We start from the raw sequence: 26,459 nt of genomic DNA, 5'->3' as shown, positions 1-26,459 counted from the left end.
GTTTACATGAAATGGTCTACTGCCTCTGTGGCGCGATATTATTCATATAAGTGCTTTATGGGTCAAGTGTTTTCTTAAAAACTTTTGAATCTGTTACACATTAAAACGGAAATGCATGACATCGCCGTCTTTCACTATGTAATCTTTGCCTTCTAAGCGCCATTTACCGGCTTCTTTGGCGCCGCTTTCTCCCTTGTATTGAATGAAATCGTTGTAACCGACGACTTCTGCGCGGATAAAGCCTTTCTCAAAGTCTGTGTGGATCACGCCAGCGGCTTGTGGGCCTGTTGCGCCTTGTTTCACTGTCCAAGCGCGAACCTCTTTTACACCGGCTGTGAAGTAGGTTTGAAGGCCAAGTAGCTCATAGCCTGCTCGGATAACGCGATCTAGGCCGGGTTCTTCCATGCCCATTTCATCAAGAAACTCTTGCATTTCTTCGGCGTCTAGCTCGGAAATTTCTGCTTCTAGTTGGTTGCAAATAGGCACAACCATAGCGCCTTCAGCATCAGCAATCTCACGCACTTGATCGAGGTAAGGGTTGTTCTCAAAACCGTCTTCAGCCACGTTAGCAATGTACATGGTCGGCTTTGTGGTCAGTAGGTGCATGGCACGTACTTCTTTTTTCTGGTCGTCTGTAAGCGTCATAGAGCGAACGGGTTGACCATCTTCTAAATGTGCCTTAATAGTTTCTAAAAAGGCTTTGTGTGCAATGGCATCTTTGTTACCGCTTTTGGCATTTTTTGCGGTACGTTGAATTTGTTTGTCGATGGATTCAATGTCGGCAAAAATCAATTCTAAATTGATCACTTCAATGTCTAGCTTTGGGTTTACGTGATTGGAGACGTGAATAACATTTTCATCTTCAAAACAGCGAACCACATGGGCAATGGCGTCAGTTTCGCGAATGTTTGCAAGAAACTTATTGCCCAAGCCTTCGCCTTTTGACGCGCCTTCCACAAGACCGGCAATGTCCACGAACTCCATCGTTGTCGCTAGCACGCGTTCTGGTTTAACGATCTCAGCAAGTGCATCTAAGCGTGGATCTGGCATAGCAACAACGCCTGCGTTTGGCTCAATGGTACAAAAAGGGAAATTTTCTGCGCCAATACCGGCTTTGGTTAATGCATTAAATAGAGTCGATTTACCAACGTTAGGTAGCCCAACGATGCCGCAATTAAAACCCATAGTGAGATTCCTAAATAAGTAAGTGATTATGCTTTGAAGCTGTGTAGCTGATTCATCACGGCATTTAAATTGCCTTGCACGATGTCGTCTACATAGCGTAATGATTCGTCGATTGCTTGTTCTATTTTCGCGTAGTCATCGGGGGCGGCTTTTTTCAGTACGTAATTCGCGACCTGACTGGCGTGGCCTGGGTGGCCGATGCCGATTCTAAGGCGACCAAACTCTCGGTTGTTCGCTAACTTTGCGATAATGTCTTTGAGTCCGTTGTGACCACCGTGTCCGCCGCCTTTTTTAAGCTTGGCAGTACCTGGGGCTATGTCTAGTTCATCATGAATCACAAGAACATCTTCAGGGGGGATTTTGTAAAACTGGCAAACAGCCTGAACCGCTTTGCCACTTAAGTTCATATAGGTGGTGGGAATAAGGAGATAGCACTCTTCACCAGCTATAGAAACTTTGCCGAATTGACCGAAAAACTTTTTTTCTGTACGAAGAGAGCATTGGCTCTGCTGAGCCAATGCTTCTATCCACTGAGCGCCCGCATTGTGGCGAGTGTTCTCGTATTCGTTGCCTGGGTTCCCCAAGCCGACTAATAATCTGAAACCTGCCACAATACTGCCTTCAATGAATAATCTTAACGTTTAGACTTACCGATACGAGCGATAGGTTGGTCATGGTCTTCGCCTTTCAGCAAAGAAATCAACTCTACGCCTTCAGGAAGGGTAACATCAGACAAGTGGTAGATAGTGTCTAGTTGACCGTTAATAGCGTCAACAGTCAAAGCAGCAGGTAGGTTCGCAGGCAAACAACGAACTTCAGCCAATTTAGATTCAATTGTCAGACGACCACCTTGCTTGCTAACACCTTCACTTTGTGCTGCATTGATGAAGTTCAATGGAACACGAGTGGTAATGGTTTTGTCTGCTTCAACGCGCTGAAGGTCCATGTGCATAACTGCACCAGTAGATGGGTGACGCTGAAGTGCTTTAACAAGAACTTGCTCAGCTTTACCATCAACAACAACTTCAACAAGACCTGTCAAGAAACCAGGTGTGCCAACCGCTTTAAGAAGCTCGTTGTCTTTGAAAGAAACAGATTGTGGAGCAACGTCACCGCCATAGATAACAGCTGGTACTTGACCAGTGTTACGAAGGCGGCGGCTCGCACCTTTACCTTCAAGATTACGTGCAACGGCATTAATAGATAATGTCATGATATTTTCCTAATTAATAATAAGTGGTGCCCAGAACTGCGACCCGTTCCGAGCGTTAGCGTTTGGCTTAGGCCCCAAACATGGCACTGATGGACTCTTCGTTGCAAACGCGACGAACAGCCTCAGCCATAATGTCGGACATCGACAATTGGCGTATTTGAGGGCAATCAAGCGCCTCAGGTGTCAATGGGATGGTATCAGTCACGACCAACTCATCAAGCACGGAATTTGTAATGTTTTCAATGGCTTTACCAGACAATACTGGGTGTGTACAGTACGCCAGTACTTTTTCTGCGCCGTGTTCTTTTAAGGCTTTTGCCGCGGCGCACAGGGTGCCACCGGTATCGCACATGTCGTCAACCAGCACACAGGTTTTGCCTGCTACGTCCCCGATTAGGTGCATAATTTGTGCTTCGTTGGCGCGAGGGCGGCGCTTGTCGATGATGGCAAGGTCTGCATCATCCAGCAATTTTGCAAAGGCTCTGGCACGAACCACACCACCTACGTCTGGTGACACAACACAAATATTGTCATGGCCCTGACGTTGGAGGTCGTCAAGCAACAAAGGTGTTGCATAGACGTTATCAACAGGGATATCAAAAAAGCCTTGAATTTGATCAGCGTGCAAGTCCACGGTCAGTACACGGTTAATGCCAACCGCTGAGATCATATCGGCAACGACTTTTGCCGTAATGGGCACACGAGCTGAGCGCACACGACGATCTTGTCGGGCGTAACCAAAGTACGGAATCACCGCTGTCACACGCGTTGCTGATGCGCGGCGCAGTGCATCGGCCATAACGATCAACTCCATTAAGTTGTCGTTACTTGGTGCACAAGTTGATTGAATAATGAAAACGTCTTTACCACGAACATTTTCGTTGATTTCAACCGCAATTTCTCCGTCACTAAATTTACCGACGGTGGCGTTGCCAATGGGTAAGCCTAAACGACGTACTACTCTTCGGGCGAGTTCAGGGTTTGCGTTACCGGTAAAAACCATCAACTTTGACACTGTGTATACCTTTGTATTGTGTGGCGATGAAAATAGGTTGGTTAAAAGCGCGCAATAATAGCCAAACGCTACTTTTTATGTTGTTCAATCCACTGGTTGAGCGCATCGTGCGTTGGTGATGTATTGCAGCCACGACAAACCCAACTTTGCCACTTCTTTGGTGTGGCTAATCTGACTTGCTCAGCATCGTCCCAGTTTTCAAACGATAAAAACAAGCAAGCCCCTGTACCGGTAAGTTTGGCGCCGCCATGATTTTTCAACCATAAATACGCTTCATCGACTTCAGGATTGTGCTTTCTCACTACGTCTAAGCAATCATTATGCCCACCCAGCGTTAAAGCGTGCGATATTCTGATGGGAGGGGTGTCTCTTGTCAAATATTTATCGGTAAAAATTTGACCAGTTGAGACGTGACAATCGGGCTTGATCAGCAAAAAATAGGGCGTGTCGAGTTCGACTCTTTGTAGCTTTTCGCCAACGCCTTCAGCAAAGGCTGAGAACCCCATTACAAACACGGGAACATCCGCTCCAAGCTGTACCCCCAAATTGGCCAATTCTGCCAAAGGTAGGTCGCATTCCCACAGAGTGTTTAACGCCAGTAAAGTGGTTGCGGCGTTTGAGCTGCCACCACCAATGCCGCCACCCATAGGTAGTTGTTTTGTCAGCACTATATCGACGCCTGCCCGTATGTTTTTACGGTATGGCAGCAGCATTTGAGCGGCTTTATAAATCAAATTATCCGCTGTCGGCAGCCCGTCGATCACTGGGGAGAGCCTGATGGTACCGGTGACGTTGGGAATGAAATCTAAGGTGTCACACAAGTCGATAAACTGGAACAAGGTTTGCAACTCGTGATAGCCATCGGCGCGTTGCCCAGTTATGTGTAAGAATAAATTTAATTTGGCTGGAGAAGGTAATTGCATCTTGGTTATTGAATCGTCCATTGATTGATGATCAAGTTTACTTTAAAAGGCGGGTTTGATACCTGCATTTTTTGTGGCAGCGCCAATCCATTCACATCGGTAAAGTTATTGTAGGTAATAAGCCAGCCATCTTGCTCAATAGTACTCAGTAGGTTGCTATCAGGGTCATGATTTAATTGAGCAGGAGAGGTGGGTGAAGGTAAGCCACGAATCCAAAAAGTTACCTGATCTACTGGAAATGCCCAACCTAGTTCTTGTTGTAACAAAGCAGCGGGGTCGCTACCGATTTTAACGACGTCGTCATAAGCTAGGCTAACCACGCCTTCTGCGTTTTTATTAAGTTTGATCGCTCCTTGACCAAAAGGACCAACGATGTCTAGTGCAAAAGTTTTTGGGTCTCTTTCCCAGCTAAAGTTACCTGAAATAGCATCATCTTGGGTGCGAATGCCCACGCGTCCAGAGGTCTCCCATTTTGTAATGGCGTTGGCGTCTGTTGGTGGCGGTACAATCGGCCCAGTGGGTTTGGTGCTGCAGGCGCTGATAGCGGCGGTCAGTGTGAGAAGGCAAAGGGTACGATACGTCATACGATGAGTCCTATTTAGAGTCTTCCAACAACGACGGTGACAGTCGCTTGATGGTGTTAAGTAGTAGCGGTGCGTTTGGCGAAGTGGTCAGAGCCGCTTCCCAAACAACAATGGCTTCTTTGTAGTGCCGTTGTTTCCATAATGATTCGCCATAATGTGCGGCAATGTCAGCATCAGGCAGAATTGACCAAGCTTTTTTAAGGTAATAAGTCGAGCGTTCTAGCTCGCCTTTCATAAAGAACCCCCACCCTAGGCTGTCGATAATAGCTGGGTCATCATCTGACTTTTCATAAGCCAATTCGATATAACGCATGGCTTCGTCGAGTCTAGATGTTCGGGTGAGCAGTGTGTAACCCAGGGCGTTAAGATATTGGGCATTGTCAGGGTCTTTTTTGAGTAAAACCCTTAGTTCATGTTCGGTGACTTGCCACTGTCCTAAACGATCGGCCAACAGCGCTTTGTGATAGCGTAAGGCATTTGACTCAGGTAAAGCGCTAAGGGCACGCGAAGACAAATCGTAGGATAAATCGGCGCGTCCTTTTTCTTCATGCAGAGCACCAATTGCCGCCACTTGCTCTGGCATGTTTTCACGCAAGGTGCGGCTTAATACCATAGCGTTAATCTCGTCTGCTTTGCCAATATCATAAAGCCACAAAGCCATCTGACTGGTGGCATTGGCACGCAAAGGCCCTGTTATTCGATACATGATGCTAATGGCATCCGTCATTTTTTTCTGTTGAGCCAGAGCAATGGCGGTTAAATACTGAACTTGATCGGATAGCCCCAATTGTTCTTTAGGAAAGTGTTGTGCGGTCGTTAATGCCAATTCGGCTTGATGGTGATCGATCAAGGTGCTCATTAAATTGATGCCTACTTGTAACTGCTCCGCTGTGTTTAATTGTGCCGTGCGATAAAGTATAAAAGCGTTGTTTGGCTGCTCGTCAGCCACGAGAAACTCCATTAGTGGGGTTAATAAACGAATATTGTTGGGTATCGTAGAGGAAGCCGTTTGCAAGGTTTGTATGGCTTTATCTGTTTTTTCTAGGTTTTTCTGACTAAAGGCCAAAATCAAATACAAGGCTTCGCTTTTTTCGGTGTCTGGAGAAGACAATAAGGCATTAGTGACATCGATAGCGGCTTGGTATTCACCTGACAACAACAAAATATGCGCGTAGCTGAGTTTCACATATTGATCACGTCGAGTCTCAGGCGGCAATGCCATAATAGCGTTTTCTATGGTGGTGACTTGATCATTATCGCGAATATTATCTTCAAGATAGAGCGCCAAAAAGCGCAATGACACCTGCTGTCGCAACGCGTTGGTTAATAAGGTCGCTGCTTCTTCAGCGCGGTTGTTTTTGATCAGAATTTGTAATTTAAGAGAAAACGCAGGCTCAGAATTTGGTACAACCGAAAGCCATAGATTGGCGCTCCTTTCTATGTAAAAAGGATTTTGAGACATAATAGCAATGCGAGTTAGGCGCTCAATTAGGCGTATATCTGACGAAGTCGATGCCAGTCGGTAAAAAGTCTCAAAGGCTTGACTTGGCCCTTCGCGCTGCAAAGTGAACTCTGCGTTAAGTAAGCCGCTAAGGGTGTCGTTACTGCTCGGCGAGGTTGCCACTGTTTGCTCACCAAGAGCTTGCGGTTGAGGCTTCTCAGGGTTTTGGGTGCAGGCTACGAGCAAGTAAGCGCAAACAAATAACAGGCTTGCGTGTAACCAAGTGGTTAGTAACCCAAAAGCACGAGCGCACTTTGATACAGTGTAATGTTGACGCCTTAAAATGGCAGGCATGTTTTTTCTCGATGCGAAATTCATACAACCCTTATGGTATCGTTAGCGGCTCGCTATGTCAGGCTTAACTATAAACTAATCCTATTACTTTTATTGAGGATATGGGGTGCGAAAAAAAGCCATTTTCTCGTATAATGTGTCTCCTTTATGTAAAGAGTCATGTTGAAGCTGCTTTGCTTCTGTCATTACCCTATTGCCTCGATCCTTGAGAAGAGTCCTGAATGCCACTAATTACTGTCGGTGTAAATCACAAAACAGCGCCCGTTGCGATACGTGAGCGTGTGGCCTTTGCGCCTGAAAAAATGATCGATGCCTTGTCTTCTTTGGTGGCCAATAAAACGGCAAATGAAGCGGTAATCGTCTCTACTTGTAATCGGACAGAGCTTTATTGTGCGGTAGAAGAGCAGGAGCAAGTCGACAACGTGATTGCCTGGCTGGCTGATTATCACGGTCTGGCATTAAGTGATTTGCAGCAATACTGTTACACCCATCTTAATGACGACAGTGTGCGACATGTGATGCGAGTAGCCTCTGGTTTAGACTCCTTAATATTGGGAGAGCCACAAATTCTAGGCCAAGTGAAATCAGCCTATGCCGTGTCTCAAGAGGGCGCTTGTATTGGTCCTGAGTTAGAGTCTTTGTTTCAGCGTACTTTTTCGGTAGCAAAACGTGTCCGTACCGATACTGCCATTGGCGAGAACCCTGTGTCCATTGCCTTTGCTGCCGTGAGTTTGGCGCAGCGTATCTTTGCAGATATTCGTAAGAATACCGCCTTACTGATTGGCGCAGGCCAAACCATTGAGCTGGTTGCCAGGCACCTAAAAGAAAACGGCATCAAGCGCATCATTGTAGCGAACCGAACCCTCACTAGAGCGGAAACGCTTGCGAATGAGCTTAATGCAGAAGCTATTATGCTTGGTGATATTGGCGATTATCTGTCGCAAGCGGACATTGTGATTTCATCGACCGCCAGTCAGCTACCTATCATTGGTAAGGGCATGGTTGAGCGAGCAACGTCGAAGCGCCGCCATGCGCCCATGTTGTTGATCGACATTGCGGTTCCGCGAGATATTGAGCCGGAAGTCGAAGAAGTAAACGACGCTTACCTATATACCGTCGATGACCTTCATTCAGTGATTGAAGAAAACGTCCGCGCAAGGCAAGATGCAGCAAAAGCGGCTGAGCAGATGATTGAAGAAGGGCTAGAAGCTTATCGCCGCATATTAGAATCGCGCAAAGTCTCTGAGCTGATAGTCACCTTTAGACAGTCTGCTGAAGCCATTAAACAGGCCGAATTAGAAAAAGCGTTGAAAAGTTTGGAAATGGGGCAATCTCCCGAACAAGCTTTAAATAAACTGGCCCATGGACTGATGAATAAGCTCATTCATGCGCCCACCCGCTATTTACGTGACGCGGGCGCCGACGCCGACCAAGACGCACTAACCATTGCCTCAAACGTATTGGGCATCTACCAAGAAAAAGACAATTAAAAATGAAAGAATCCATTAAGTTAAAACTAGAAAGTTTGTCTGATCGATACGACGAATTGGCCGCTTTGCTTGGCGTTGCTGAAGTCATTATGGATCAGGAGCTGTTTCGCTCTTATTCCAAAGAATATGCTGAACTTGAGCCAGTCGTGAAGTGTTTCAATGATTTTCAGCAAATCGACGAAAACATCGCTGAAGCCGAATTGATGATGACCGACGCTGACCCAGACATTAAAGAAATGGGCGTGGAAGAGTACAAGTCTGGTCAAGCGCAAAAAGAAGCGCTTCAGTTGGTGTTGCAAAAACTGCTGTTACCGAAAGATCCGAATGATTCACGCAACGTCTTTTTAGAAGTCCGTGCGGGTACCGGTGGCGATGAAGCGTCGATTTTCTCTGGTGACTTGTTCCGCATGTATTCCCGTTATGCCGAAACGCAACGCTGGAAAGTGGAAATTGTCAGCGCCAGCGATGGCGAACACGGCGGTTACAAAGAAGTGATTGCTCGTATCGTCGGTGAAGGTGCATATTCTAAGCTTAAATTTGAATCCGGCGCACACCGTGTACAGCGAGTGCCTGCAACGGAATCGCAAGGTCGTATTCATACTTCCGCTTGTACTGTGGCGGTGATGCCAGAAATGGATGAATTAGACGACATTATTATCAATAAAGGCGATTTGCGTATCGATACCTTCCGAGCTTCCGGCGCGGGTGGTCAGCACGTTAACAAAACCGATTCAGCGATCCGTTTAACGCACATTCCAACGGGTGTGGTGGTGGAGTGTCAAGAAGAGCGATCACAACACAAAAACCGCGCCAAAGCCATGTCGCTGTTGGCCTCGCGCTTACAAGCGGCGGAGCAAGAAAAGGCTGCCAGCGAACAGTCTGAAGCACGCAAATCTTTGGTGGGCAGTGGCGACCGTTCTGAGCGTATTCGTACCTACAATTACCCTCAGGGGCGTGTAACAGATCATCGTATTAACTTGACTCTGTACAAGCTGGACGAGATCGTCACCGGTGATTTGGATGTTTTGATCAATCCTTTGGTAAACGAATTCCAAGCTGAGCAGCTTGCCGCACTGAGTGGCGATAACTAGGTTAAACGAATCAAGTTAAGAAGCGAATTTTTAGGTAAGTATTTATCTATGAGAATTGAGTTATTGTTAAAAGGCGCTTACGAGCGCCTTAATTTTGTCTCTGAGACCGCTCAGTTAGATGCGCAACTCTTGTTAGCGCATGTGCTCGACGTATCCACCTCGTATTTTTACACTTGGCCCGAAAAGCAGGTCAGTGACGACAATATTAGGGTGTTTGATGACTTGCTCAGTCGCCGTGAACAAGGCGAGCCAGTGGCGTATTTATTAGGTCATCAAGCTTTTTGGAGCCTAGAGTTGGAAGTGTCGCCTTGCACCCTAATCCCCCGAGCAGACACCGAGCGGCTGGTGGAAGTGGCTTTGCAGGTGTTAGAACAAACAGATCAAACCCCAACGACACGTATTTTAGATTTAGGAACCGGCACGGGTGCCGTTGCTTTATCGTTGGCAGCGGAATTGCCTCATTCTACCGTAATTGGTGTGGATCTTATCGATGGCGCCGTCGAATTAGCGGGACGCAATGCAACGCGCAATCGTATTCGCAATGCGACTTTCCTGCAAAGCAGTTGGTTTGATGCATTACAAGAACAAGCGCCTTTTGAGGTGATTGTTTCCAATCCGCCTTACATTGATCCAGACGACAAACACTTGTCCCAAGGGGATGTGCGTTTTGAGCCCAAGAGCGCCTTAATCGCCGACAATCATGGTTTGGCGGATATCGAACACATTGTTGCTACTGCACCGGACTTTCTAGCGCCGCAAGGGTATCTGATATTCGAACACGGTTATGACCAAGCCGCGGCAGTGCGAGAATACTTAACCACCAGAGGGTTTACTAAGGTGGCCAGTTTTCAAGACTTAGGCGGCAACGACAGAGTGACCATGGGACAATGGACTCAGGTCTAGAGGGTTATTTTTGAGGTTGAGCACTTTCCGGGCGAACAAACACAGGGGTGCTTTTGGTGGACTGAGCTGGGTCGTACCGATAGCCAGCCAAATCAAATGCCTTGATGTCATCTAATGTTTGGCAGCGGTTTTCGATAAGGTAACGTGCCATTAAACCACGGGCTTTTTTCGCATAAAAGCTGATGACTTTAAAGGTGCCGTTTTTCTCGTCTAAAAAATTCGGCGTAATGAGTGGCGCTTTGAGCTTTTTCTTATTAACGGCTTTAAAGTACTCGTTCGATGCTAAGTTCACCAAGAGTTCATCTTCTTCCAACGTGTCGTTTAATGTATCAACGATAATGTCTCCCCAGAATTGATAAAGATTACTGCCGCGGTCGTTGGCCAATTTTGTGCCCATTTCAAGACGATAGGCTTGCATAAGATCCAACGGTTTCAGTACACCGTAAAGACCACTTAAAATACGTAACGAGTCTTGGGCATACGCCATATCGTCTTCGCTTAATGAGTAGGCGTCTAATCCTGTGTAAACATCGCCCATAAAGGTGTAAACCGCAGGACGACTGTTTTCTGGGGTGTGATTTTTTTGCCACGCTTGATAGCGTGATACATTCAGCGTAGCTAGGTTGTCGCTGAGTTTCATCAAAGTAGCGATGTCAGCAGGTGTGCTGGGCTTAATGGTAGTAATGAGTTGTTGCGAATCGTCCAGCAATTCTGGCAAGCTGTAGGTATCGATGCTTGGTGTAGAGGTTAGATCCAGCGTTTTGGCCGGCGAGATTAAAAACTTCATGGTGAACTCCGTGTGCTCAAATTGGGCGTTTTAAAGATTATCCATAGAGTGCCGATAGATATCCAGACAATGCTTTAATAGAGATAGTTTATGAAGAATAATCTGATACCATTTCCAGTATCTTGTCAGGTCGACGATGAAAAAGAGGATTCTCTTGATCAGAGTGATAAGCTTGTCGCGCTTCGTGCCGCGTTTGACCAGGCTCGTGCTGAATGGGTGATTGAGATGGCTGAATTACCTGAAAATAATAAAATCTATTGCAGCTCCAAAAAATAATCGGATTGTTATGGTTACTTAAAGCAGGGCTGCTTATTAAGGTGTAACCCACTATGTTGCGTTTTGTTGTTCGTCATTCCCTTCCTTTCATGGTTTCCTTTGCTGTTCTGGGCTTTTTACTGCCCTCTGTGTCGACGGCCATTTTTCCGTTTTTACCCGCGGTGTTGTTCACCTTAATGACATTAACCTTGTTAGGAATGAAGCAAAACGCCTTGATTAAACGTTTAGGTAGTGTGGGTGTTTGGTTGTATTCCCTGTTGCATTCGGTGGTCTTGATGGTCATTGTCGGAAGTGTAGGCTGGTGGTTGTCCTTCGATGCGGATCTGTTATTGGCAGTAGTTGCTGTTGCTGCAACTGGATCTTTGTTTGCTACGCCAGCGATTGTTCGAGCGCTTGGTTTTGATAGTTTACATGCGATGGCGATGACAATTGCCACTACGTTAGTTTTGCCAGTGTCTATTTTTGTAACCTTAATGGTGTGCCAGACAGAAAAAGTTGAATTGGACTGGGCGAGCTATTTCACTCGCTTGATGGTGTTTATTTTTGGTCCCATGCTATTTTCGTTTATGGTGCACCGCTTGTTGCCAGAGGAAGTTTTGGGGCGTTTCTTGTTGAAAATTTCCCCTTACACTATTCTGCTGGTATTTGCTTTCCCCTTTGGTTTGGTAGGAAGCTTTCGTTTGTTATTCGATCAAGACCCAATGATGGCACTGGACTACTTCATCATTGCGACGTCGTTATGTGGATTGTTTTTTATTTTGGCGTATGTGTGCTATCGAAAACAAGGCAAAGAAATTGCTTTGACCGCGGCGATCACATCGGGGAATCGCAACGTGCTGTTGACTTACAGTATTGCTGGGGTGCTGCTTGGGCCAGCGTTTTTGCCTCTGGCGGGCGCCATGCAGATTCCGACTTCTATGTTGCCGGTATTGACGCGTTGGCTGAATAAAATCCTACCCTAGTCAATTCTTTAGAACCAATCTACTGAGTACCCGTCTTGTGAAAGTAAAACGCGGCTATCTAGCCGCGTTTTATATGGTAAAGATGAATGCTGATATTAACGTTAAGGCAACGGCAACGGCTTTAACTGATTGCTGGCTTGGTTCAAGGTAATCATCATCAGATCTTGGCTCGCTTTGATGTCGCCCATGGCTTTTAGTAAACGGCTCAATTCAGCCAGAGCTTCATTCTGCGTATCTATGCTTAGAGCTTGTTCATAATAGTCTCGGGCTTTTCCCCATAGCATTAAAGACTGACTTAGCCGACCGCAGACCAAATACAAGTTGGCGCTGGCAGGTTCTTTTTTCAGCCATTGCTCGCAGTGCGCCAGACGTTTTTTGAGATTATCTTGCTGAATATTGCCGTACTGATAAATAAGCTTCTCGGACCATTTGTGATTTAGACTGCTGCGAATGAAGTGCTCGGCTTTGCTGTCATCACCGAATTGAATCAAGGTTTGTGCGTAGAGCAGGCGCATTTCATCGTCTTGCGCCAAAGTGTCGAGTTTGTTCCATAAACTCTCGACTTCAGCGACCAGTTCCTTGGTATTTTGGCCAAGTTTGTTACGGAACTTGATTTTATCGAGTAACGCTAGAAAGGCGTTGCGTTCCAGTTCAAGCATGTTGTGCTCGTCGAAAATGCCGTCTTTTTTTAACGTCGGCGTTAGGGTTAGCAATGCATCCCAATCTTTTAGCTTGGTGTATACGGTAACCAGCATCTTGACGACTTGTTTGTGCTTTGGTTTGAGTTTTTGTAAGCGTAGTAATGAGGCCAGTGCCCCTTCGTAATGCTCTTGCTTAATTTGTATCTGGCTCTGTGCAAAACCAATGGCGAACTCAGCTTCTGGTGTGGATTTATGAGCCGCTCGCAGCAGTGCTTTAGAACGTTCATGTTCGTCTTGTTCGCTGGCGGCATAAGCGGCACTGATATAGTTAATCAAAGGGTACGGAACTTTTTCTGCGCTGTTTGTTAAAAGCTTTTCCGCTTTATTCCAATTGCCACCGACAAGCTCCAACATGCCTCGAATGGTATTGCGAGACGCTCTTTTCTGCGCCAAATTCCCTGTTACCTTAGCCAAAGAGTTACTTGGTCTAAGGGCGATAAACACAATGCGTTTGATCCAGCTTAACACGAACAAAGCAACGATCATGGCGGCGGCCAACACCCACAAGCTGGTTTCGACAGTGACGCCATTGTATGCGAGCAGGACGTAGCCGCTGTCCTGACGCATTAGCAAACCCAACACGCCGCCAACGGCCATCATGATGACCAATAAAAAGAGGAGTTTTCTCATGCGTCATCTCCTGTGTTGGTGGTTGTCGAGTTAGTCTGCTCTTCGGTGGCTGGTTTCAGCGCCTCTTCTGGCTGAACGATTGGCTCTTCGCTATCAGAGGAAAGGTTGTCAGCCGGCTGGTCGGTATTGGCTTTGGTTGTTACTTCCACCTTGACGTCTACAGAAGGAGATACAGGCTCTGCTTTTGTCTCGATTTCTGGAGCGCTTGTTTCCGGTGCGCTGATGCGACGGCTGTTCCATTCTTGCATCAAGGACTTCATTGCCATGAGCGAATCTCTAGGCAAGGGTAGGTTGGGTGACGGGTTCAGTTGTTGCAGAGCGGTTAAACTCGATAAAAAGGACGTCACCGTGTTTGACTCGGTATCAAAGTGTACCGTGATGGCGTTAGCGATACGCGATAAGGCTTGTTGATAAATGACCGGTTCGCCTTTGATTAGAGCCACTTGAGCGATGTCTAACTGAAGCTGTATGCCCGCGATCAGTTGTTGGTATTCGGCGGGTGGCAATAGGGCGTTGATCGGCTTGTGGTTGTAATTAATCACCACCAAAGAACGTAGCGAATCCCAAAAGCTGTTTAGCACTGACATCATGTGCGTGGTGTCTGTGTTTACTGTAGCTTGTGTATTATCTGTCGCTTTGTCTTGCCATTCTTTAGACGGCTCCCTTTGTGGTAAGTCCGTCACACTGTCATATAGGGCGTTTAACTTGAGGTAAGCGCCTTCTAAGTCGAACTGACTAATGGATTTGAGTGCCTGAATGTCTTTGGCTAAAGCTTTACGAGTATCAAAGGTGATCGGGTCTTCTAGCTCGTTTAGAATATCGTCGGCGTTAATCAGCAATGTAGCGGCACTGTCGCTGTCCGATTCTAAGAGTAGGCGCTGATTGGCGAGGCGAATCAAGTATTCTGCTTCGGCTAGTTTCCAATCTTCTTTGGTGGTGTTGTTTAAGCGACTAAGCTTGGTTTCCAGTGCTAAAACTTTTTCGTCTTGTTGGGCCAGTTGCGTGACTAATTGACGATTTTGCTGATTGCCTGCTTGTATTGAACGTTGAACCTGTTCGGTCAATTGGTTGAGTTGTGCTCTGCTGGTGGCATTGGTGTCGAGTTGACGTTCGAATTGTGCTTGCTGGCGAGACAGAGTTTGTATGTCCCGTTCTAATATGTGTTGTGTGCTTTGAAAGTACAGCCAGCCGCTGCAGGCAAGAGCAACGACAGACAGCCCAACAGCGACAAAAGGGAGTGTCTTGTTGGGAGCGTCTAAATGTGTTTTTCGTCCCTCAAAAGAGGGTTTTGAAGTCTTTTTTTCGATGGCAGGCGCTGAATCAGTGTCGTTGTCTGGGCGTGTTTCTGGCTTATTATTCTCAGTCATTCTGTTTTCCTATGTGAGATTCAGTCGCTTTGATCAAGCTGTTATCGTCAGCGCCCTGTGCGCAGGTGGCGTTTATCCACCCCATTTCTTTGGCTTGCTGATTCACTCTTGTGCTGGGTGTGAGTATCGGCAAGCGCTTCCATTCGGGTTTGTGTTGATTTACGTATTCTGAAAGATTGTTTAAGCTTTCGCCACTGGTAATCCATATTAGATTGATATCAGGCAACATGAAAAACGTTTGTGCGCTGTAGTTAGGCTTACGTCGTTCATATAAAGACAAATAACTGACTGTTGCGCCTTTTTCTTCCAATTTTTGACCAAGTTCTGGCCGGCCTCCAACACCACGTACAATTAAGATTTTTTTGTGGGTCATCTTCACCGGCTTCAACCAGTCGAGCAAGGCTTCAGTGGTATGGCCTGGGTTGGATAAGGCTGGAATGCCTTCATCCAACAGAGCTTGAGTTGTACCTTGGCCGATACCTAACCAATGAATGCCTTCTGGCAACATGGGCCAGCAAGAATCTAACCACTCACAGGCCATCCGCGCGGCATTTTTGCTGACAAAAATCACGTAGTCGAATTCATCAATATCAAACACTTGTGCGCGAATCGCCAGCTGTTGATTGGTGCCTTGGATCGGCACAATCTCTAACATAGGCAGTGGCACAGTTTCCCAGCCGAGCGCGCTAAGACGTTCCCGGCTAAGGGTGTTTTCAGGTTCTGGACGAGTGATTAAAATACGGCAATCTTGCATTCACGTGGCGCCTGTTGGTCTGTAAATCTAGGGTGTATAAATTAATAATTACTGATAAATAGCGGCAAGAACCACATCTGCACCACGCGCCAGCAAATCATCCGCCAATTCAACGCCAAGGGCTTTGGCATCGTCTTTATGGCCACGAATCTCCCCTTCGATCATGGTTTTACCATCAGGGCTGCCGACTAAGGCGCGTAGCCAAATAGTGTCGTCCGTGAGTGTAGCAAAACAGGCAATAGGGGCTTGGCAACCACCATTTAAGCGCTCGTTGACGGCACGTTCCGCGATCACGCGTACGGCGGTTTCTTCGTGTTGCAAGGGCGCTAACAGCTCAATGGTTTGTAAATCGTCTGAGCGACATTCAATGCCCATGGCGCCTTGTCCACCGGCGGGTAAGCTGGTTTCGGCGGGGATTCTTTGACGAATTCGGTCGTTCATTTCAAGACGAAGTAAGCCGGCAGTGGCCAGAATAATAGCATCGTACTCGCCATCGTCCATTTTGCGTAAACGGGTGTTCACGTTGCCGCGTAAATCTTTAATGATCAAATCGGGGCGGTGCATCTTTAACTGACATGAACGGCGTAAGCTGGAAGTTCCCACAATAGCGCCTTCAGGTAATTGCTCTAAAGATTCAATGTGATTTGACACAAAGGCGTCGGTTGGGTCTTCTCGTTCACATATAACCGCTAAGCCTAAGCCTTCAGGGAACGCCATGGGCACGTCTTTCATGGAATGCACGGCAATGTCAGCGCGACCTTCCACCAAGGCTTTTTCAAGCTCTTTAACAAATAAGCCTTTGCCACCAATTTTGGACAAGGGAGAATCCAGAATTTGATCGCCTTTTGTGGTCATACCAAGCAATTCTACGGTCATTTCTGGGTAGAGGCTTTCGAGCTGCGCTTTGACGTTGTTAGCTTGCCAAAGAGCAAGTTGGCTTTCTCTGGTTGCGATCACGATTTTATCTTTCACTGGGTCTCCTAATGCGTTGTCGACGGACAAATAGCCGTAAATACTTAACTTTCATGATACCCGCTCAAGGTAAGTTCGTCATCTTTCAATGCTTTATAAGTCGAGGCGCTTACTGTACTCTTGGCAGCTGTTTGAATTTGTGTGGGAACCGACTGAATGACTGATACTACTAAAACCACGAACCAGCAATGGGGTGGTCGTTTTTCTGAACCTGTGGATGCTTTTGTGGCGCGTTTTACGGCGTCTGTTGAGTTTGACCAGCGTATGGCCAAGCAAGATATTCAAGGGTCGATAGCCCATGGTAAAATGCTCGCCAGTGTGGGCGTTCTAACCGAAGAAGAACGTGATCAGATCATTCAAGGTTTGACCGAAATCGAAGACGAAATTGCCCGCGGCGAATTCGCTTGGTCGATCGAGCTGGAAGACGTTCACATGAACATCGAAGCGCGTTTGACGCAAAAAATTGGCATTACAGGCAAAAAGCTGCACACAGGGCGTTCTCGTAACGACCAAGTGGCGACCGACATTCGTCTTTACATGCGCGATGAAGTGGACTTTTTATTAGAAGAAGTGACCCGTTTGCAACAGGGTATTTTGAGTCTGGCAGAGAAAGAAGCCAATACCATTATGCCAGGCTTTACGCATTTACAAACCGCTCAGCCTGTTACCTTTGGGCATCACTTGATGGCCTGGTACGAAATGGCGCAGCGAGATTACGAACGTCTGTTAGATTGCCGTAAACGCATTAATATTCTGCCCTTGGGTGCGGCGGCCTTAGCGGGCACGACTTACCCGATCGATCGTCATATGACAGCAGAATTGCTTGGGTTTGAACGTCCAACATACAATTCCCTAGATTCTGTAAGCGACCGTGATTTTGCCATAGAGTTTACCGCAACAGCGTCCATCATTATGATGCACATGTCTCGTTGGGCAGAAGAAATGGTGATGTGGGTATCGGCTCAGTTTAACTTTATTTACTTACCAGATCGCTTTTGTACTGGCTCATCCATCATGCCGCAGAAGAAAAACCCCGATGTACCAGAATTGGTGCGTGGTAAAACCGGCCGAGTATATGGACATCTGATGGGCTTGCTCACACTGATGAAATCTCAGTGCTTGGCATACAACAAAGATAACCAAGAAGACAAAGAGCCCCTGTTCGACACGGTCGATACACTAAAAGGTTCTTTGCGCGCTTTTGCCGATATGATCCCAGCGATCGAATCTCGCAAAGAACACATGTACGAAGCAGCACGTCGCGGTTTTTCTACGGCGACCGACTTGGCCGATTATTTAGTGCGTCAGGGTATTGCATTCCGTGACGCTCATGAAATCGTAGGCAAAGCCGTAGGTTATGGCGTAAAAGAAGGCAAAGACTTGTCTGAAATGACGCTAAAAGAATTGCAGTCTTTTGGCAGCATGATTCAGGCTGATGTGTTTGACGTTCTAACACTGGAAGGCTCTGTGGCTGCACGTGATCACATTGGTGGTACGGCGCCGGCACAAGTACTGAAAGCGGTGGTAAGAGCGCAAGCCGATTTGGCTCAGCGTTAAGCAATACTGAACAGAAAAAAGTGATTAAAACGGCTGCCTAGAGGTGGCCGTTTTTGTGTCTAGTTACTGGATTGATCCATATAGAAAGGAGATTCTGGTCCTAATAGTTCATTGGTGAAAATACTCGGTGCAATGTTGAGTTCAAAATGAAACAACTTGTTCTTGATGCCGCAACCATCGAAAACAATTGCCCAACCCTCACCCTGAGTATCTCCCTCAGGTGGCAATCGCCAGCAAACTCCCTTGATGTTGACATACCGAGTGCCATCGGCGTCTGTGGTGATGGGGTAGTCTGTGTCCGCCGATAAGCCTTTGGAATATTCTTGTTGAGCGGCTTTTGAATCGGCGATTTTGTTTCTTAATTCTTCCGAAAAAACCTTGGTTAAACTTTCGTCTTTGAAATCTGGAGAAAGAGACACATTGGATAAGTCCAGCAGGTCTGGTTTGCTGAGGTCAATTGCACTAGGAGGTAAATCTGAGGTGATGGCTTCTAATGGTTTATTTAGGTCACTAGCAAGAGATGTGTCGATGTTTTCTTCCTTAGGTTCAATCAAGGTGTTGTCGATATTGAGAGTATCGTCTGCTAGAGAATGGGTACCCGCAACGTCTATCTCATCAGTGTCAATAAGCTGGATAGGTTCAGTCAAATCAGTGGGGTTTAACTCGATGTCATCTTTGGGAAGGTCCGCCACTATATCGTCACTGGTTCTGTTTACTGTATTGGTTTCTTGCTGGGGTGTTGGTGTGCGGTTTTTCTCGATATTAGACGAGTTGTCTTTAGGTAACAAAAGTAATTCAAAATTGGCCTGGGAAGACGTTGTGGGCATATCAAACCCCATCCAACTTACATCGTCAGATAAGGTGAAAATCAGAATGTGTATCGACACGGCACAAAAAAGAGCCGCTGCCCAAGGTGCGATCTTCTTATTCAACAGAGTATTGTCCTAGGTTATTTTGATGCCTGTATAGCTTGTGACAAGTATACCAAATTCAAGTGTTGCGGATTCATTTAATAAGTAAAGAATATCCAGGTAATTGCCTTGCTAGGGTTGGGAAACGAACAGGCTGCAAGGTATACTGTGAACATCAAAAACAGAAGAGATAAGACGATGTTAAAGTTGTTTTCGGTGTGCATATTGGCCGTATTTTTGGCGGCTTGTGGTAACAAAGGTGCGCTTTATTTACCTGATGATGCGCCGTCTGCGCAGCAAGAATCGTCTTTATAACTGAGGATCCCCTTTTGGACTTTTTTAATTACTCAAATCAAACCTTGCACGCGGAAGAGGTTGCACTGTCGGACGTTGCTCATCAATTTGGCACGCCATGTTATGTCTACTCACGTGCCACGCTTGAACGCCATTACAATGCTTACGCCAATGCGTTTGCCTCTCACCCAACGCTTATTTGTTATGCCGTGAAAGCCTGTTCGAACATTGCAATATTAAACGTATTGGCACGTTTAGGATCAGGTTTCGATATTGTATCGATTGGCGAGCTTGAGCGAGTTCTTAAAGCGGGCGGTGATCCGGCGAAAGTGATGTTCTCAGGGCTTGGTAAACAAGCGTTGGAAATGCGACGAGCATTGGAAGTGGGTATCCACTGTTTTAACGTGGAATCTGAAGCCGAGTTGCATCGCCTCGATCAAGTGGCCGGTGAAATGGGCAAAATTGCCCCTGTGTCTTTGCGCGTAAACCCAGACGTGGATGCGAAAACTCATCCTTATATTTCTACGGGCTTAAAAGAAAATAAGTTTGGCATCGATATTCAAGATGCTGTGCGCATTTATCAAATTGCTCACCAGTTGCCTAACCTAAATGTAATGGGGGTGGATTGCCACATTGGCTCACAGTTAACAGAACTGAAGCCTTTCCTCGATACTTTCGATCGATTAATTGGCTTAGTTGATCAACTTGCCGAGGTTGGTATCACGATTAAACACCTAGATTTAGGCGGTGGGTTGGGCGTGCGCTACCGCGATGAAGTGCCGCCAGAGCCAGCCGATTACGCAAAATTATTGCTTGATAAAATACAAGGCAGAGAAATCAGTTTGGCCTTTGAACCAGGCCGTTCTATTGCCGCTAACGCTGGGGTGTTGGTTACACAAGTCGAATTTTTGAAATGTACGCCGCATAAGAACTTTGCCATCATTGATGGTGCGATGAACGATTTGATTCGTCCTTCTTTGTACAGTGCTTGGATGAATATTGTGCCGGTTTCTTTGCAACCAACACCAGAAGGAAAGCGAACCTACGACCTTGTTGGACCAATTTGCGAAACAGGTGACTTCTTAGGTAAAGATCGAGAACTGGATATTCAAGCCGGCGGTCTGTTGGCAGTGCGTTCTGCAGGTGCGTATGGTTTTACGATGTCTTCAAATTACAACAGCCGAAATCGTGCGGCGGAAGTCATGGTAGACGGCAAAGAAGTACACCTGATTCGAGCTCGAGAAACCATTGAGCACCAATTGGCTGGTGAGCAATTATTGCCAGCTTAAGGAGTGCATTGTGTTATTGAAATTTACCAAGATGCATGGCCTAGGCAATGATTTTGTGGTGGTCGACGCTGTGTCGCGAAAAGTGTTTTTTAACAAACAGCAAATCGAGAGATTAAGCGATCGCAACTGGGGCATTGGCTTTGATCAATTGCTGGTGGTCGAGCCACCAACGCAGCCTGAGATGGATTTTCGTTACCGTATTTACAACTCAGATGGCAGCGAAGTAGAGCATTGTGGTAACGGTGCTCGTTGCTTCGCCAAGTTTGTTTTGGATCGTGAGTTGACGAACAAGCGTATTATTGATGTGGAAACAAAACGTGGCGCTATTCAGCTGCGTGTTATGAATGATGGCCTTGTGACGGTTGATATGGGAACGCCAAGTTTTGCGCCACAAGATTTGCCCTTCACCGCCGAAGAAGATGTGTCGCTTTACAGTATTATGGCGGGCGATGCGGAGTATTGGTTAACGCCGGTCTCTGTGGGTAATCCTCATGCAGTGATTAAAGTGGATCAGCTGGTGGATGATGAGGTTGCTACTATAGGGCGTTTGCTTGAGTGTCATGAGCGATTTCCCCAACACGTAAATGTTGGTTTTATGCAGGTTATTAGTCCTAGCGAAATTAACCTGCGTGTTTATGAACGCGGCGTTGGGGAGACTCAAGCCTGCGGAACAGGAACTTGTGCCGCGGTAGTGGCGGGTATAAAACAAGGCTGGCTGGGACCAAAAGTGACGGCCCATCTACGTGGCGGTGATTTGCATATTGAATGGCAAGGCGAAGGCTCACCTATTCTTATGACGGGTCCGGCTGAAACGGTTTTTGAAGGTCAAATTTACCTATAGAGGAAGCATGAGCGAAGAGGAAATAGTTCAATATTTATCAAACACGCCGGACTTTTTCACACGGCATGCTGATTTGTTAGAGAGCATGACGCTTCCTCATCCTGTTAGTGGAAATGTGATTTCTTTACTTGAATATCAAGTGACTACTTTACGACAGTCCACCTCTGCCTACCGAAGTCAATTTGAACGGCTGGTGGAAGTCGCCCGTGAAAATGAGCTGACGATGCAAAAAAGTAGGCGCCTGGTATTAGCAGGATTGACTTGTTCTACTTTAGATGACCTTGCTGTGGTGATAAGTGACATGGTACGGGATGACTTTGATGCCTCTTTTCATGCTTTTGTTTTGTATGATCATGCCTACGACAGTGCGGTAAGAGTTCATCACCGAACGGAAGATCATGACGCTCTGGCTCGAGTAATTCAGCATGACGATTGTTATTGCGGTAGATTATCAGATACAGAAATGCAGTATTTATTTGCCGAAAATGCCTCTGCTGTTAATTCGGTCGCGGTGTTGCCGCTTGTCTCTAGAGAAGGTGGAGATATTCAGAAGTACGGTGTTTTGGTGTTAGGGGCAAGTACTGAGCATGCCTTTGATCAAGAAAAAGGAACGCTTTTTCTACAGTACCTTGCCGATTTATTAAGTGCCATATTACTGAGGTTGATCCCATGAGTGTGTTAGTTACGTTTGATTTAGACAATACCTTATGGGATGTGGCTCCCGTTATCATGCGTGCTGAATACGCCATGTCTTCTTGGTTTGATGAGCGCTTCCCAGGGTTTAATGAACAATTCCCGATGGCAATAAGAGAAGAGATAAAGGCGCAAGTGCTTGAAGCCTCTCCTCAGCTTGCGCCAAATTTAACTGAGCTACGATTGGCTATTTACAAGGTTGCGCTAAAACAATTTGGTTTACCCACAGAAGAGGCAGATGCAATTGCGAGCGCAGCGTTAGCGCACTTTTGCGAATGGCGTCAAAAAGTTGATTTATACCCACATACTGTTGATGTGCTGGAAGCTCTGAGCCAGGAGTATACGTTAGGGGTGATAACCAACGGCAATGCGGATGTTTTTCATCCCTATGTTGGGTTAGGTCAGTATTTTGACTTTGCGATTAGAGCGGATCAGCTTGGCGTAGCGAAACCTTCTATTGATGTGTTTTCCGCGGCGGCTCAAAAAGCCGGAGTAGATTTATCGGAGTTGATTCATATCGGAGATCATCCTGTTGATGATGTGTTTGGTGCGTCAAACGCAGGGGCCAGAAGCGTGTGGTTCAATCGTCATGGTGCCCAGCGATGGGGTGATGATTGGGGAATGCCATCTAATGCAGAAGTACACTCCTTACTTGAATTGCCGACGGTTATTCGGTCATTAATGCTATAGCATTTTTCTATGGCTTTAATTGAAGCGAACGCATTCTTACCCCATTGATTTAGTGGTATGATGGACGCATTAATTAGTTAATACAGATTGAAAGGGTTTATATATGAGTGAGAATACAGTTCAAATTACAGATGCTCAATTCGCGGAAGAAGTGTTGAATTCAGACATGCCTGTAATCGTTGATTTTTGGGCGCCTTGGTGTGGTCCATGTAAAATGATTGCCCCAGTATTAGAAGATGTTGCGGCTGAATTTGCGGGTAAAGTAAAAGTTGTTAAATTGAACGTCGATGAAAACCAAGAAACAGCGCCAAAATACAATGTGCGAGGTATTCCGACTTTGTTGATCGTTAAAGGTGGTGAAGTGGTTGCGACGAAAGTTGGCGCAGTTTCTAAGTCACAGCTTGTTGATTTCGTGAACGGCGCTATCTAATTTTGCTAAAACACAGATCAAACAAAAAAAGCAGCCAATTGGCTGCTTTTTTTATGCTCAATAAAACGGCTTTATTAATTTCTAAGTGCGGCAAGTTTTTGTGCAAAGGCGGGTGAGTGGGAGTTGGACAGTGTTGCCACAATTTGTTTTGCATAGGGCAGATAGTTTTTCAGATCGTTTTTTGGCATAGGATCATCATTTGGTAACTTTACTGTGACTGGGTTTTTGTGTGTGCCATTGATTCTGAACTCGTAGTGAAGATGTGGTCCTGTGGCCCAACCAGTCTGCCCTACATAAGCAATAATTTTACCCTGCTGTACACGAGCGCCGCGTTTCGTACCTCTCGCAAAGCCCCTTAAATGGGCATAAAGGGTTTGATATCCCTTGCCGTGGTCAATGATTACCACGTTGCCATAACCGTTTTGTTTGCCCGCAAAAGAGATTTTACCATCGCCAGCTGCTTTTACCGGTGTGCCACTGGCCGCTGCGTAGTCGACGCCACGATGAGGGCGGCTAGTTTTAAAAATAGGGTGCAACCTATTAGGGTTAAATTTAGAAGAAATACGAGTGAAATCGACCGGGGTTCGAATAAAGGCTTTTCGCATGGCTAAGCCATCGGGAGTGTAATAGCTTGAACCCGATTTAGTTTCGTATCTGATTGCTTGATAGGTACGCCCATTATTGATGAACTGAGCAGCGAGAATGTTACCGTTGCCGATTTTTTCGCCATCTAGTAATTTTTCTTCAAAAAGAACACTTAAGCTGTCACCTTTGCGAATATCTAAAGCGAAATCAATGTCCCAGCCAAAAATATTAGCAAGCTCAATAAGTAAGGGTTGGCTAATGCCGGATCGCAAACCATCAACAAAGAGGGAGTTGTTAATTTCAGCCTCTTTGTAGGTTTGAACAATGTCAGGAGTGCGTGTGTTTTGCGAGCGTTCAAATTGATCTTCATTGCGTGTAAATGTGACGCTATCTAAGCGATTAATTACAAAGGTTAATGCAGTCAACTGTCCTGTTACTTCATTTGTGATGAAGTTTAACGTTTGGCCGGGACGCATTTTTAGTAGCATTTTTTGATCTTTATCTGCTTGGGATACCTTGTATATATCTTGAGCAGATACGCCTCCTTTGGAAAGTACGCGTGATAAAGAGTCGCCACTTTGTATCACAATTGATTGTTCTTTGAATTTGGGTGCACTTTTCTTGGCGACTAAAGCTTCAGGTGCGGGTGCGTTGTAAACGTCAGTGATGGGCTCTTCTGTCGGGAAAGACACAGTGGTTAATTTATCTTTAATTGTGAGAGGAGAAAGTGGTTGTAAGTCACTAAAAGTAAGCTGAGATTGATCCACTATTTCAGCATTCGCCGTGATTGAAATCCGTTCGTTTTTAGACTGGCGTTCATCTGGAAGCGCAATCAGTCCAACCGCAATGGCCGTACTAATGGCTGCAACAAGAAGTAAATGCTTTGTTGGTAGTAACTTTATCAAAATATGTACCCGAAAAATCTTTATAAAAGCCTTATAATCCTATCAATATTACTTTTATAATTGAATGCTTAAGCAAGATAAACTAATTAGGAAATGGATCAACATAATGACTGTAAGCAGTAACGACCTTTTAAACGACTTGCAAGCTCGTGGACTTATCGCACAAATGACAGCGGAAGATGAGCTTAAAAAACACCTAGATAGCGGAAGTCGTACTCTTTATTGTGGTTTTGATCCTACTGCAGACAGCTTGCATCTTGGTCATTTAGTACCACTTTTAGTGCTGAAGCGCTTTCAAGATGCTGGCCATAAACCGATTGCATTAGTGGGTGGCGCAACGGGGCTTATTGGCGATCCTAGCTTTAAAGCCGTTGAGCGACAGTTAAATACTTCTGATGTAGTAGCCGGCTGGGCTGAGAAAATAAAAGGACAAGTGAGCCAGTTTATTAAGTTCGACGGTGTGGCAAATTCAGCTAAAGTGGTCAATAACCTTGATTGGGCTGGCGAAATGAGCATGCTAGATTTCCTAAGAGATGTTGGTAAGCATTTCTCGGTAAATGCCATGATCAACAAAGAATCAGTGCAGCAGCGACTTAATCGAGAAGGTGCAGGTATATCTTTTACTGAATTTTCCTATGCGTTGTTGCAAGGAATGGACTTTGCCGAACTGAATCGAATGTACGACTGCACGCTTCAAGTGGGTGGCAGCGACCAATGGGGAAACATTGTTGGTGGCATTGATCTTTCTCGACGTCAAAATCAAGCGCAGACGTTTGGCTTAACGGTTCCCTTAGTTACAAAATCTGATGGTACCAAGTTTGGTAAGACAGAGTCTGGTGCAATTTGGCTGGATCCTGCGAAGACAAGCCAATACGCTTTTTACCAATTTTGGATGAACACTGCAGATGCAGATGTTTATAAATTCTTGAGATTCTTTACTTTCTTGTCTCTAGATGAAGTGAACGACATAGAAAAAGCAGACCAAGAAAGTGAGGGTAAACCAAAAGGTCAGGCAATATTAGCTCATGAAGTGACTAAACTGGTTCATGGCGAAGAAGGGTTGCAAGCGGCAGAACGTATTACTTTAGCTTTATTTAGTGGCAATGTTGATTCGCTTAGTGAGCAAGACTTAGAGCAGATCCAACAAGATGGGCTTCCAAGCAGTTCACTTGAAGGGATTGATTTGTCTTCGACTCCGCTTACTAGTTTGATGGCGGATGCGGGCCTCGCTGCAAGCGGCAAACAAGTGAAAGACGCATTACAGCGTAATTCTATTTTCGTAAATGGCGTCGCAAAAGGGTTAGATGACAATATGAGCACCGCTGATATTTTTAATTCAGAGCTTGGCTACTATGGAAAGTATTTTCTCGTCAAATTGGGGAAGAAGAAGCACCATTTGTTTGTTAAATAAGCTGGCTGACTTTTACAGTGCAACTCAAAAAGACGCTTCGGCGTCTTTTTTGTTCACGGTGTTGTGTATTTGATGGTGATATAGGGCGGTTTCAGGCCGTTTGTTAACGGATTTCAAATAAATCGTGTTTTTCTTCAAAAAAGGGTTGCACTAAATCTGTAGATCCTTAATATACGCCCTCGCTGACACGGACAAGGCTTCAGAG

General features: G+C 45.9%; 27 protein-coding genes. 13 read left to right on the top strand and 14 right to left on the bottom strand.

Annotated features, from left to right (window positions below; all coding sequences use genetic code 11):
* Window positions 1-93: 93 nt before the first annotated feature.
* From ychF to J9B83_RS13920, 7 genes are all read right to left on the bottom strand, one after another.
* The gene (ychF, locus tag J9B83_RS13950; RefSeq protein WP_211537441.1) at window positions 94-1,185 is read right to left on the bottom strand and encodes a redox-regulated ATPase YchF; all 1,092 of its coding nucleotides are present in this window, start codon (window positions 1,183-1,185) and stop codon (window positions 94-96) included.
* Between the two features lie 26 nt (window positions 1,186-1,211).
* A complete protein-coding gene (gene pth, locus J9B83_RS13945; protein WP_211537440.1) occupies window positions 1,212-1,796 on the bottom strand; it encodes an aminoacyl-tRNA hydrolase in 585 nt (194 codons plus the stop codon).
* Between the two features lie 23 nt (window positions 1,797-1,819).
* Complete coding sequence (locus tag J9B83_RS13940; protein WP_211537439.1) at window positions 1,820-2,398, bottom strand: 50S ribosomal protein L25/general stress protein Ctc; 579 nt, start codon at window positions 2,396-2,398, stop codon at window positions 1,820-1,822.
* 67 nt (window positions 2,399-2,465) lie between these two features.
* A complete protein-coding gene (locus J9B83_RS13935) occupies window positions 2,466-3,413 on the bottom strand; it encodes a ribose-phosphate diphosphokinase (protein ID WP_211537438.1) in 948 nt (315 codons plus the stop codon).
* A gap of 68 nt (window positions 3,414-3,481) precedes the next feature.
* Entirely contained in the window at window positions 3,482-4,357 is an 876-nt protein-coding gene (ispE, locus tag J9B83_RS13930; protein ID WP_211537437.1) for a 4-(cytidine 5'-diphospho)-2-C-methyl-D-erythritol kinase, read from the bottom strand.
* Window positions 4,342-4,920: a lipoprotein insertase outer membrane protein LolB gene (gene lolB / locus J9B83_RS13925; protein WP_211537436.1), complete on the bottom strand. Its 579-nt coding sequence runs from the start codon at window positions 4,918-4,920 to the stop codon at window positions 4,342-4,344. The genes ispE and lolB overlap by 16 nt, the downstream gene beginning before the upstream one ends.
* A 10-nt stretch (window positions 4,921-4,930) precedes the next feature.
* Window positions 4,931-6,715: a tetratricopeptide repeat protein gene (locus J9B83_RS13920; RefSeq protein ID WP_236037319.1), complete on the bottom strand. Its 1,785-nt coding sequence runs from the start codon at window positions 6,713-6,715 to the stop codon at window positions 4,931-4,933.
* 221 nt (window positions 6,716-6,936) lie between these two features.
* On the opposite strand from J9B83_RS13920, the gene hemA reads away from it, so the two are divergent.
* Genes hemA through prmC form a run of 3 tightly spaced genes read left to right on the top strand, consistent with a single transcriptional unit; the run spans window position 6,937 to window position 10,199 of the window.
* A complete protein-coding gene (hemA, locus tag J9B83_RS13915; protein WP_211537434.1) occupies window positions 6,937-8,205 on the top strand; it encodes a glutamyl-tRNA reductase in 1,269 nt (422 codons plus the stop codon).
* Window positions 8,206-8,207: 2 nt separating this feature from the next.
* Window positions 8,208-9,296, top strand: coding sequence for a peptide chain release factor 1 (gene prfA / locus J9B83_RS13910; RefSeq protein ID WP_211537433.1), 1,089 nt, complete (start codon window positions 8,208-8,210; stop codon window positions 9,294-9,296).
* A gap of 48 nt (window positions 9,297-9,344) precedes the next feature.
* Window positions 9,345-10,199, top strand: a complete 855-nt coding sequence (prmC, locus tag J9B83_RS13905; RefSeq protein ID WP_211537432.1) for a peptide chain release factor N(5)-glutamine methyltransferase — start codon at window positions 9,345-9,347, stop codon at window positions 10,197-10,199.
* A 4-nt stretch (window positions 10,200-10,203) separates the two neighbouring features.
* Here prmC and yaaA read toward each other — a convergent pair whose 3' ends face one another.
* Window positions 10,204-10,986 (bottom strand): peroxide stress protein YaaA, encoded by a 783-nt coding sequence (gene yaaA / locus J9B83_RS13900; protein WP_211537431.1) that lies wholly within the window; start codon window positions 10,984-10,986, stop codon window positions 10,204-10,206.
* A gap of 90 nt (window positions 10,987-11,076) precedes the next feature.
* Here yaaA and J9B83_RS13895 point away from each other — a divergent pair, with 90 nt between their 5' ends.
* Both J9B83_RS13895 and J9B83_RS13890 read left to right on the top strand, forming a co-directional pair.
* Window positions 11,077-11,262 carry a hypothetical protein gene (locus J9B83_RS13895; RefSeq protein WP_211537430.1) on the top strand — a complete coding sequence of 62 codons (186 nt, stop codon included), beginning with the start codon at window positions 11,077-11,079 and terminating at the stop codon, window positions 11,260-11,262.
* 53 nt (window positions 11,263-11,315) lie between these two features.
* The gene (locus J9B83_RS13890) at window positions 11,316-12,224 is read left to right on the top strand and encodes a hypothetical protein (RefSeq protein WP_211537429.1); all 909 of its coding nucleotides are present in this window, start codon (window positions 11,316-11,318) and stop codon (window positions 12,222-12,224) included.
* Window positions 12,225-12,325: 101 nt separating this feature from the next.
* Here J9B83_RS13890 and J9B83_RS13885 read toward each other — a convergent pair whose 3' ends face one another.
* Genes J9B83_RS13885 through hemC form a run of 4 tightly spaced genes read right to left on the bottom strand, consistent with a single transcriptional unit; the run spans window position 12,326 to window position 16,648 of the window.
* Complete coding sequence (locus J9B83_RS13885) at window positions 12,326-13,555, bottom strand: heme biosynthesis HemY N-terminal domain-containing protein (RefSeq protein ID WP_211537428.1); 1,230 nt, start codon at window positions 13,553-13,555, stop codon at window positions 12,326-12,328.
* Window positions 13,552-14,922 carry a uroporphyrinogen-III C-methyltransferase gene (locus tag J9B83_RS13880; RefSeq protein WP_211537427.1) on the bottom strand — a complete coding sequence of 457 codons (1,371 nt, stop codon included), beginning with the start codon at window positions 14,920-14,922 and terminating at the stop codon, window positions 13,552-13,554. The genes J9B83_RS13885 and J9B83_RS13880 overlap by 4 nt, the downstream gene beginning before the upstream one ends.
* Window positions 14,915-15,676, bottom strand: coding sequence for a uroporphyrinogen-III synthase (locus tag J9B83_RS13875; protein ID WP_211537426.1), 762 nt, complete (start codon window positions 15,674-15,676; stop codon window positions 14,915-14,917). The genes J9B83_RS13880 and J9B83_RS13875 overlap by 8 nt, the downstream gene beginning before the upstream one ends.
* 48 nt (window positions 15,677-15,724) lie before the next feature.
* The gene (hemC, locus tag J9B83_RS13870; RefSeq protein ID WP_211537425.1) at window positions 15,725-16,648 is read right to left on the bottom strand and encodes a hydroxymethylbilane synthase; all 924 of its coding nucleotides are present in this window, start codon (window positions 16,646-16,648) and stop codon (window positions 15,725-15,727) included.
* A 156-nt stretch (window positions 16,649-16,804) separates the two neighbouring features.
* Between hemC and argH the strand changes: the two genes are divergently transcribed.
* Window positions 16,805-18,205, top strand: coding sequence for an argininosuccinate lyase (gene argH, locus J9B83_RS13865; protein WP_211537424.1), 1,401 nt, complete (start codon window positions 16,805-16,807; stop codon window positions 18,203-18,205).
* Window positions 18,206-18,264: 59 nt separating this feature from the next.
* Here the strand turns inward: argH and J9B83_RS13860 are convergent, their stop codons facing one another.
* A complete protein-coding gene (locus tag J9B83_RS13860; protein WP_211537423.1) occupies window positions 18,265-19,137 on the bottom strand; it encodes a hypothetical protein in 873 nt (290 codons plus the stop codon).
* 177 nt (window positions 19,138-19,314) lie between these two features.
* Here J9B83_RS13860 and lptM point away from each other — a divergent pair, with 177 nt between their 5' ends.
* The 6 genes from lptM (at window position 19,315) to trxA (ending at window position 23,353) form a co-directional block, all read left to right on the top strand.
* Window positions 19,315-19,431, top strand: a complete 117-nt coding sequence (gene lptM / locus J9B83_RS13855; protein ID WP_211537422.1) for an LPS translocon maturation chaperone LptM — start codon at window positions 19,315-19,317, stop codon at window positions 19,429-19,431.
* A gap of 14 nt (window positions 19,432-19,445) precedes the next feature.
* Window positions 19,446-20,699, top strand: coding sequence for a diaminopimelate decarboxylase (lysA, locus tag J9B83_RS13850; RefSeq protein WP_211537421.1), 1,254 nt, complete (start codon window positions 19,446-19,448; stop codon window positions 20,697-20,699).
* Between the two features lie 10 nt (window positions 20,700-20,709).
* Window positions 20,710-21,540 (top strand): diaminopimelate epimerase, encoded by an 831-nt coding sequence (gene dapF / locus J9B83_RS13845; protein WP_211537420.1) that lies wholly within the window; start codon window positions 20,710-20,712, stop codon window positions 21,538-21,540.
* A gap of 7 nt (window positions 21,541-21,547) precedes the next feature.
* A complete protein-coding gene (locus tag J9B83_RS13840) occupies window positions 21,548-22,213 on the top strand; it encodes a DUF484 family protein (RefSeq protein WP_211537419.1) in 666 nt (221 codons plus the stop codon).
* Window positions 22,210-22,923 carry an HAD family hydrolase gene (locus tag J9B83_RS13835; protein ID WP_211537418.1) on the top strand — a complete coding sequence of 238 codons (714 nt, stop codon included), beginning with the start codon at window positions 22,210-22,212 and terminating at the stop codon, window positions 22,921-22,923. Before J9B83_RS13840 ends, J9B83_RS13835 begins: the two co-directional genes overlap by 4 nt.
* Before the next feature lie 103 nt (window positions 22,924-23,026).
* The gene (gene trxA / locus J9B83_RS13830) at window positions 23,027-23,353 is read left to right on the top strand and encodes a thioredoxin TrxA (RefSeq protein ID WP_211537417.1); all 327 of its coding nucleotides are present in this window, start codon (window positions 23,027-23,029) and stop codon (window positions 23,351-23,353) included.
* Window positions 23,354-23,427: 74 nt separating this feature from the next.
* Here the strand turns inward: trxA and J9B83_RS13825 are convergent, their stop codons facing one another.
* On the bottom strand, window positions 23,428-24,843 hold the full coding sequence (locus tag J9B83_RS13825; protein ID WP_211537416.1) for a peptidoglycan DD-metalloendopeptidase family protein: 1,416 nt from the start codon (window positions 24,841-24,843) through the stop codon (window positions 23,428-23,430).
* A gap of 106 nt (window positions 24,844-24,949) precedes the next feature.
* Between J9B83_RS13825 and tyrS the strand changes: the two genes are divergently transcribed.
* Window positions 24,950-26,254 carry a tyrosine--tRNA ligase gene (tyrS, locus tag J9B83_RS13820; protein WP_211537415.1) on the top strand — a complete coding sequence of 435 codons (1,305 nt, stop codon included), beginning with the start codon at window positions 24,950-24,952 and terminating at the stop codon, window positions 26,252-26,254.
* Window positions 26,255-26,459 lie beyond the last annotated feature (205 nt).

The organism is Marinomonas vulgaris (assembly GCF_018145875.1).
In the GTDB taxonomy this organism is placed as follows: Bacteria; Pseudomonadota; Gammaproteobacteria; order Pseudomonadales; family Marinomonadaceae; genus Marinomonas; species Marinomonas vulgaris.
Note: the sequence above shows the minus strand (reverse complement) of the source record. Positions and strands in the feature narration are given on the sequence as shown.

Bases quoted from the DNA above. Each gene is read 5' to 3' on its own strand.
- ychF (WP_211537441.1), bottom strand. From the start codon at position 1,185: ATGGGTTTTAATTGCGGCATCGTTGGGCTACCTAACGTTGGTAAATCG.
- J9B83_RS13940 (WP_211537439.1), bottom strand. From the start codon at position 2,398: ATGACATTATCTATTAATGCCGTTGCACGTAATCTTGAAGGTAAAGGT.
- ispE (WP_211537437.1), bottom strand. From the start codon at position 4,357: ATGGACGATTCAATAACCAAGATGCAATTACCTTCTCCAGCCAAATTA.
- lolB (WP_211537436.1), bottom strand. From the start codon at position 4,920: ATGACGTATCGTACCCTTTGCCTTCTCACACTGACCGCCGCTATCAGC.
- J9B83_RS13920 (WP_236037319.1), bottom strand. From the start codon at position 6,715: ATGCCTGCCATTTTAAGGCGTCAACATTACACTGTATCAAAGTGCGCT.
- hemA (WP_211537434.1), top strand. From the start codon at position 6,937: ATGCCACTAATTACTGTCGGTGTAAATCACAAAACAGCGCCCGTTGCG.
- prfA (WP_211537433.1), top strand. From the start codon at position 8,208: ATGAAAGAATCCATTAAGTTAAAACTAGAAAGTTTGTCTGATCGATAC.
- prmC (WP_211537432.1), top strand. From the start codon at position 9,345: ATGAGAATTGAGTTATTGTTAAAAGGCGCTTACGAGCGCCTTAATTTT.
- yaaA (WP_211537431.1), bottom strand. From the start codon at position 10,986: ATGAAGTTTTTAATCTCGCCGGCCAAAACGCTGGATCTAACCTCTACA.
- J9B83_RS13895 (WP_211537430.1), top strand. From the start codon at position 11,077: ATGAAGAATAATCTGATACCATTTCCAGTATCTTGTCAGGTCGACGAT.
- J9B83_RS13890 (WP_211537429.1), top strand. From the start codon at position 11,316: ATGTTGCGTTTTGTTGTTCGTCATTCCCTTCCTTTCATGGTTTCCTTT.
- J9B83_RS13885 (WP_211537428.1), bottom strand. From the start codon at position 13,555: ATGAGAAAACTCCTCTTTTTATTGGTCATCATGATGGCCGTTGGCGGC.
- J9B83_RS13880 (WP_211537427.1), bottom strand. From the start codon at position 14,922: ATGACTGAGAATAATAAGCCAGAAACACGCCCAGACAACGACACTGAT.
- J9B83_RS13875 (WP_211537426.1), bottom strand. From the start codon at position 15,676: ATGCAAGATTGCCGTATTTTAATCACTCGTCCAGAACCTGAAAACACC.
- argH (WP_211537424.1), top strand. From the start codon at position 16,805: ATGACTGATACTACTAAAACCACGAACCAGCAATGGGGTGGTCGTTTT.
- lptM (WP_211537422.1), top strand. From the start codon at position 19,315: ATGTTAAAGTTGTTTTCGGTGTGCATATTGGCCGTATTTTTGGCGGCT.
- J9B83_RS13840 (WP_211537419.1), top strand. From the start codon at position 21,548: ATGAGCGAAGAGGAAATAGTTCAATATTTATCAAACACGCCGGACTTT.
- J9B83_RS13835 (WP_211537418.1), top strand. From the start codon at position 22,210: ATGAGTGTGTTAGTTACGTTTGATTTAGACAATACCTTATGGGATGTG.
- trxA (WP_211537417.1), top strand. From the start codon at position 23,027: ATGAGTGAGAATACAGTTCAAATTACAGATGCTCAATTCGCGGAAGAA.
- tyrS (WP_211537415.1), top strand. From the start codon at position 24,950: ATGACTGTAAGCAGTAACGACCTTTTAAACGACTTGCAAGCTCGTGGA.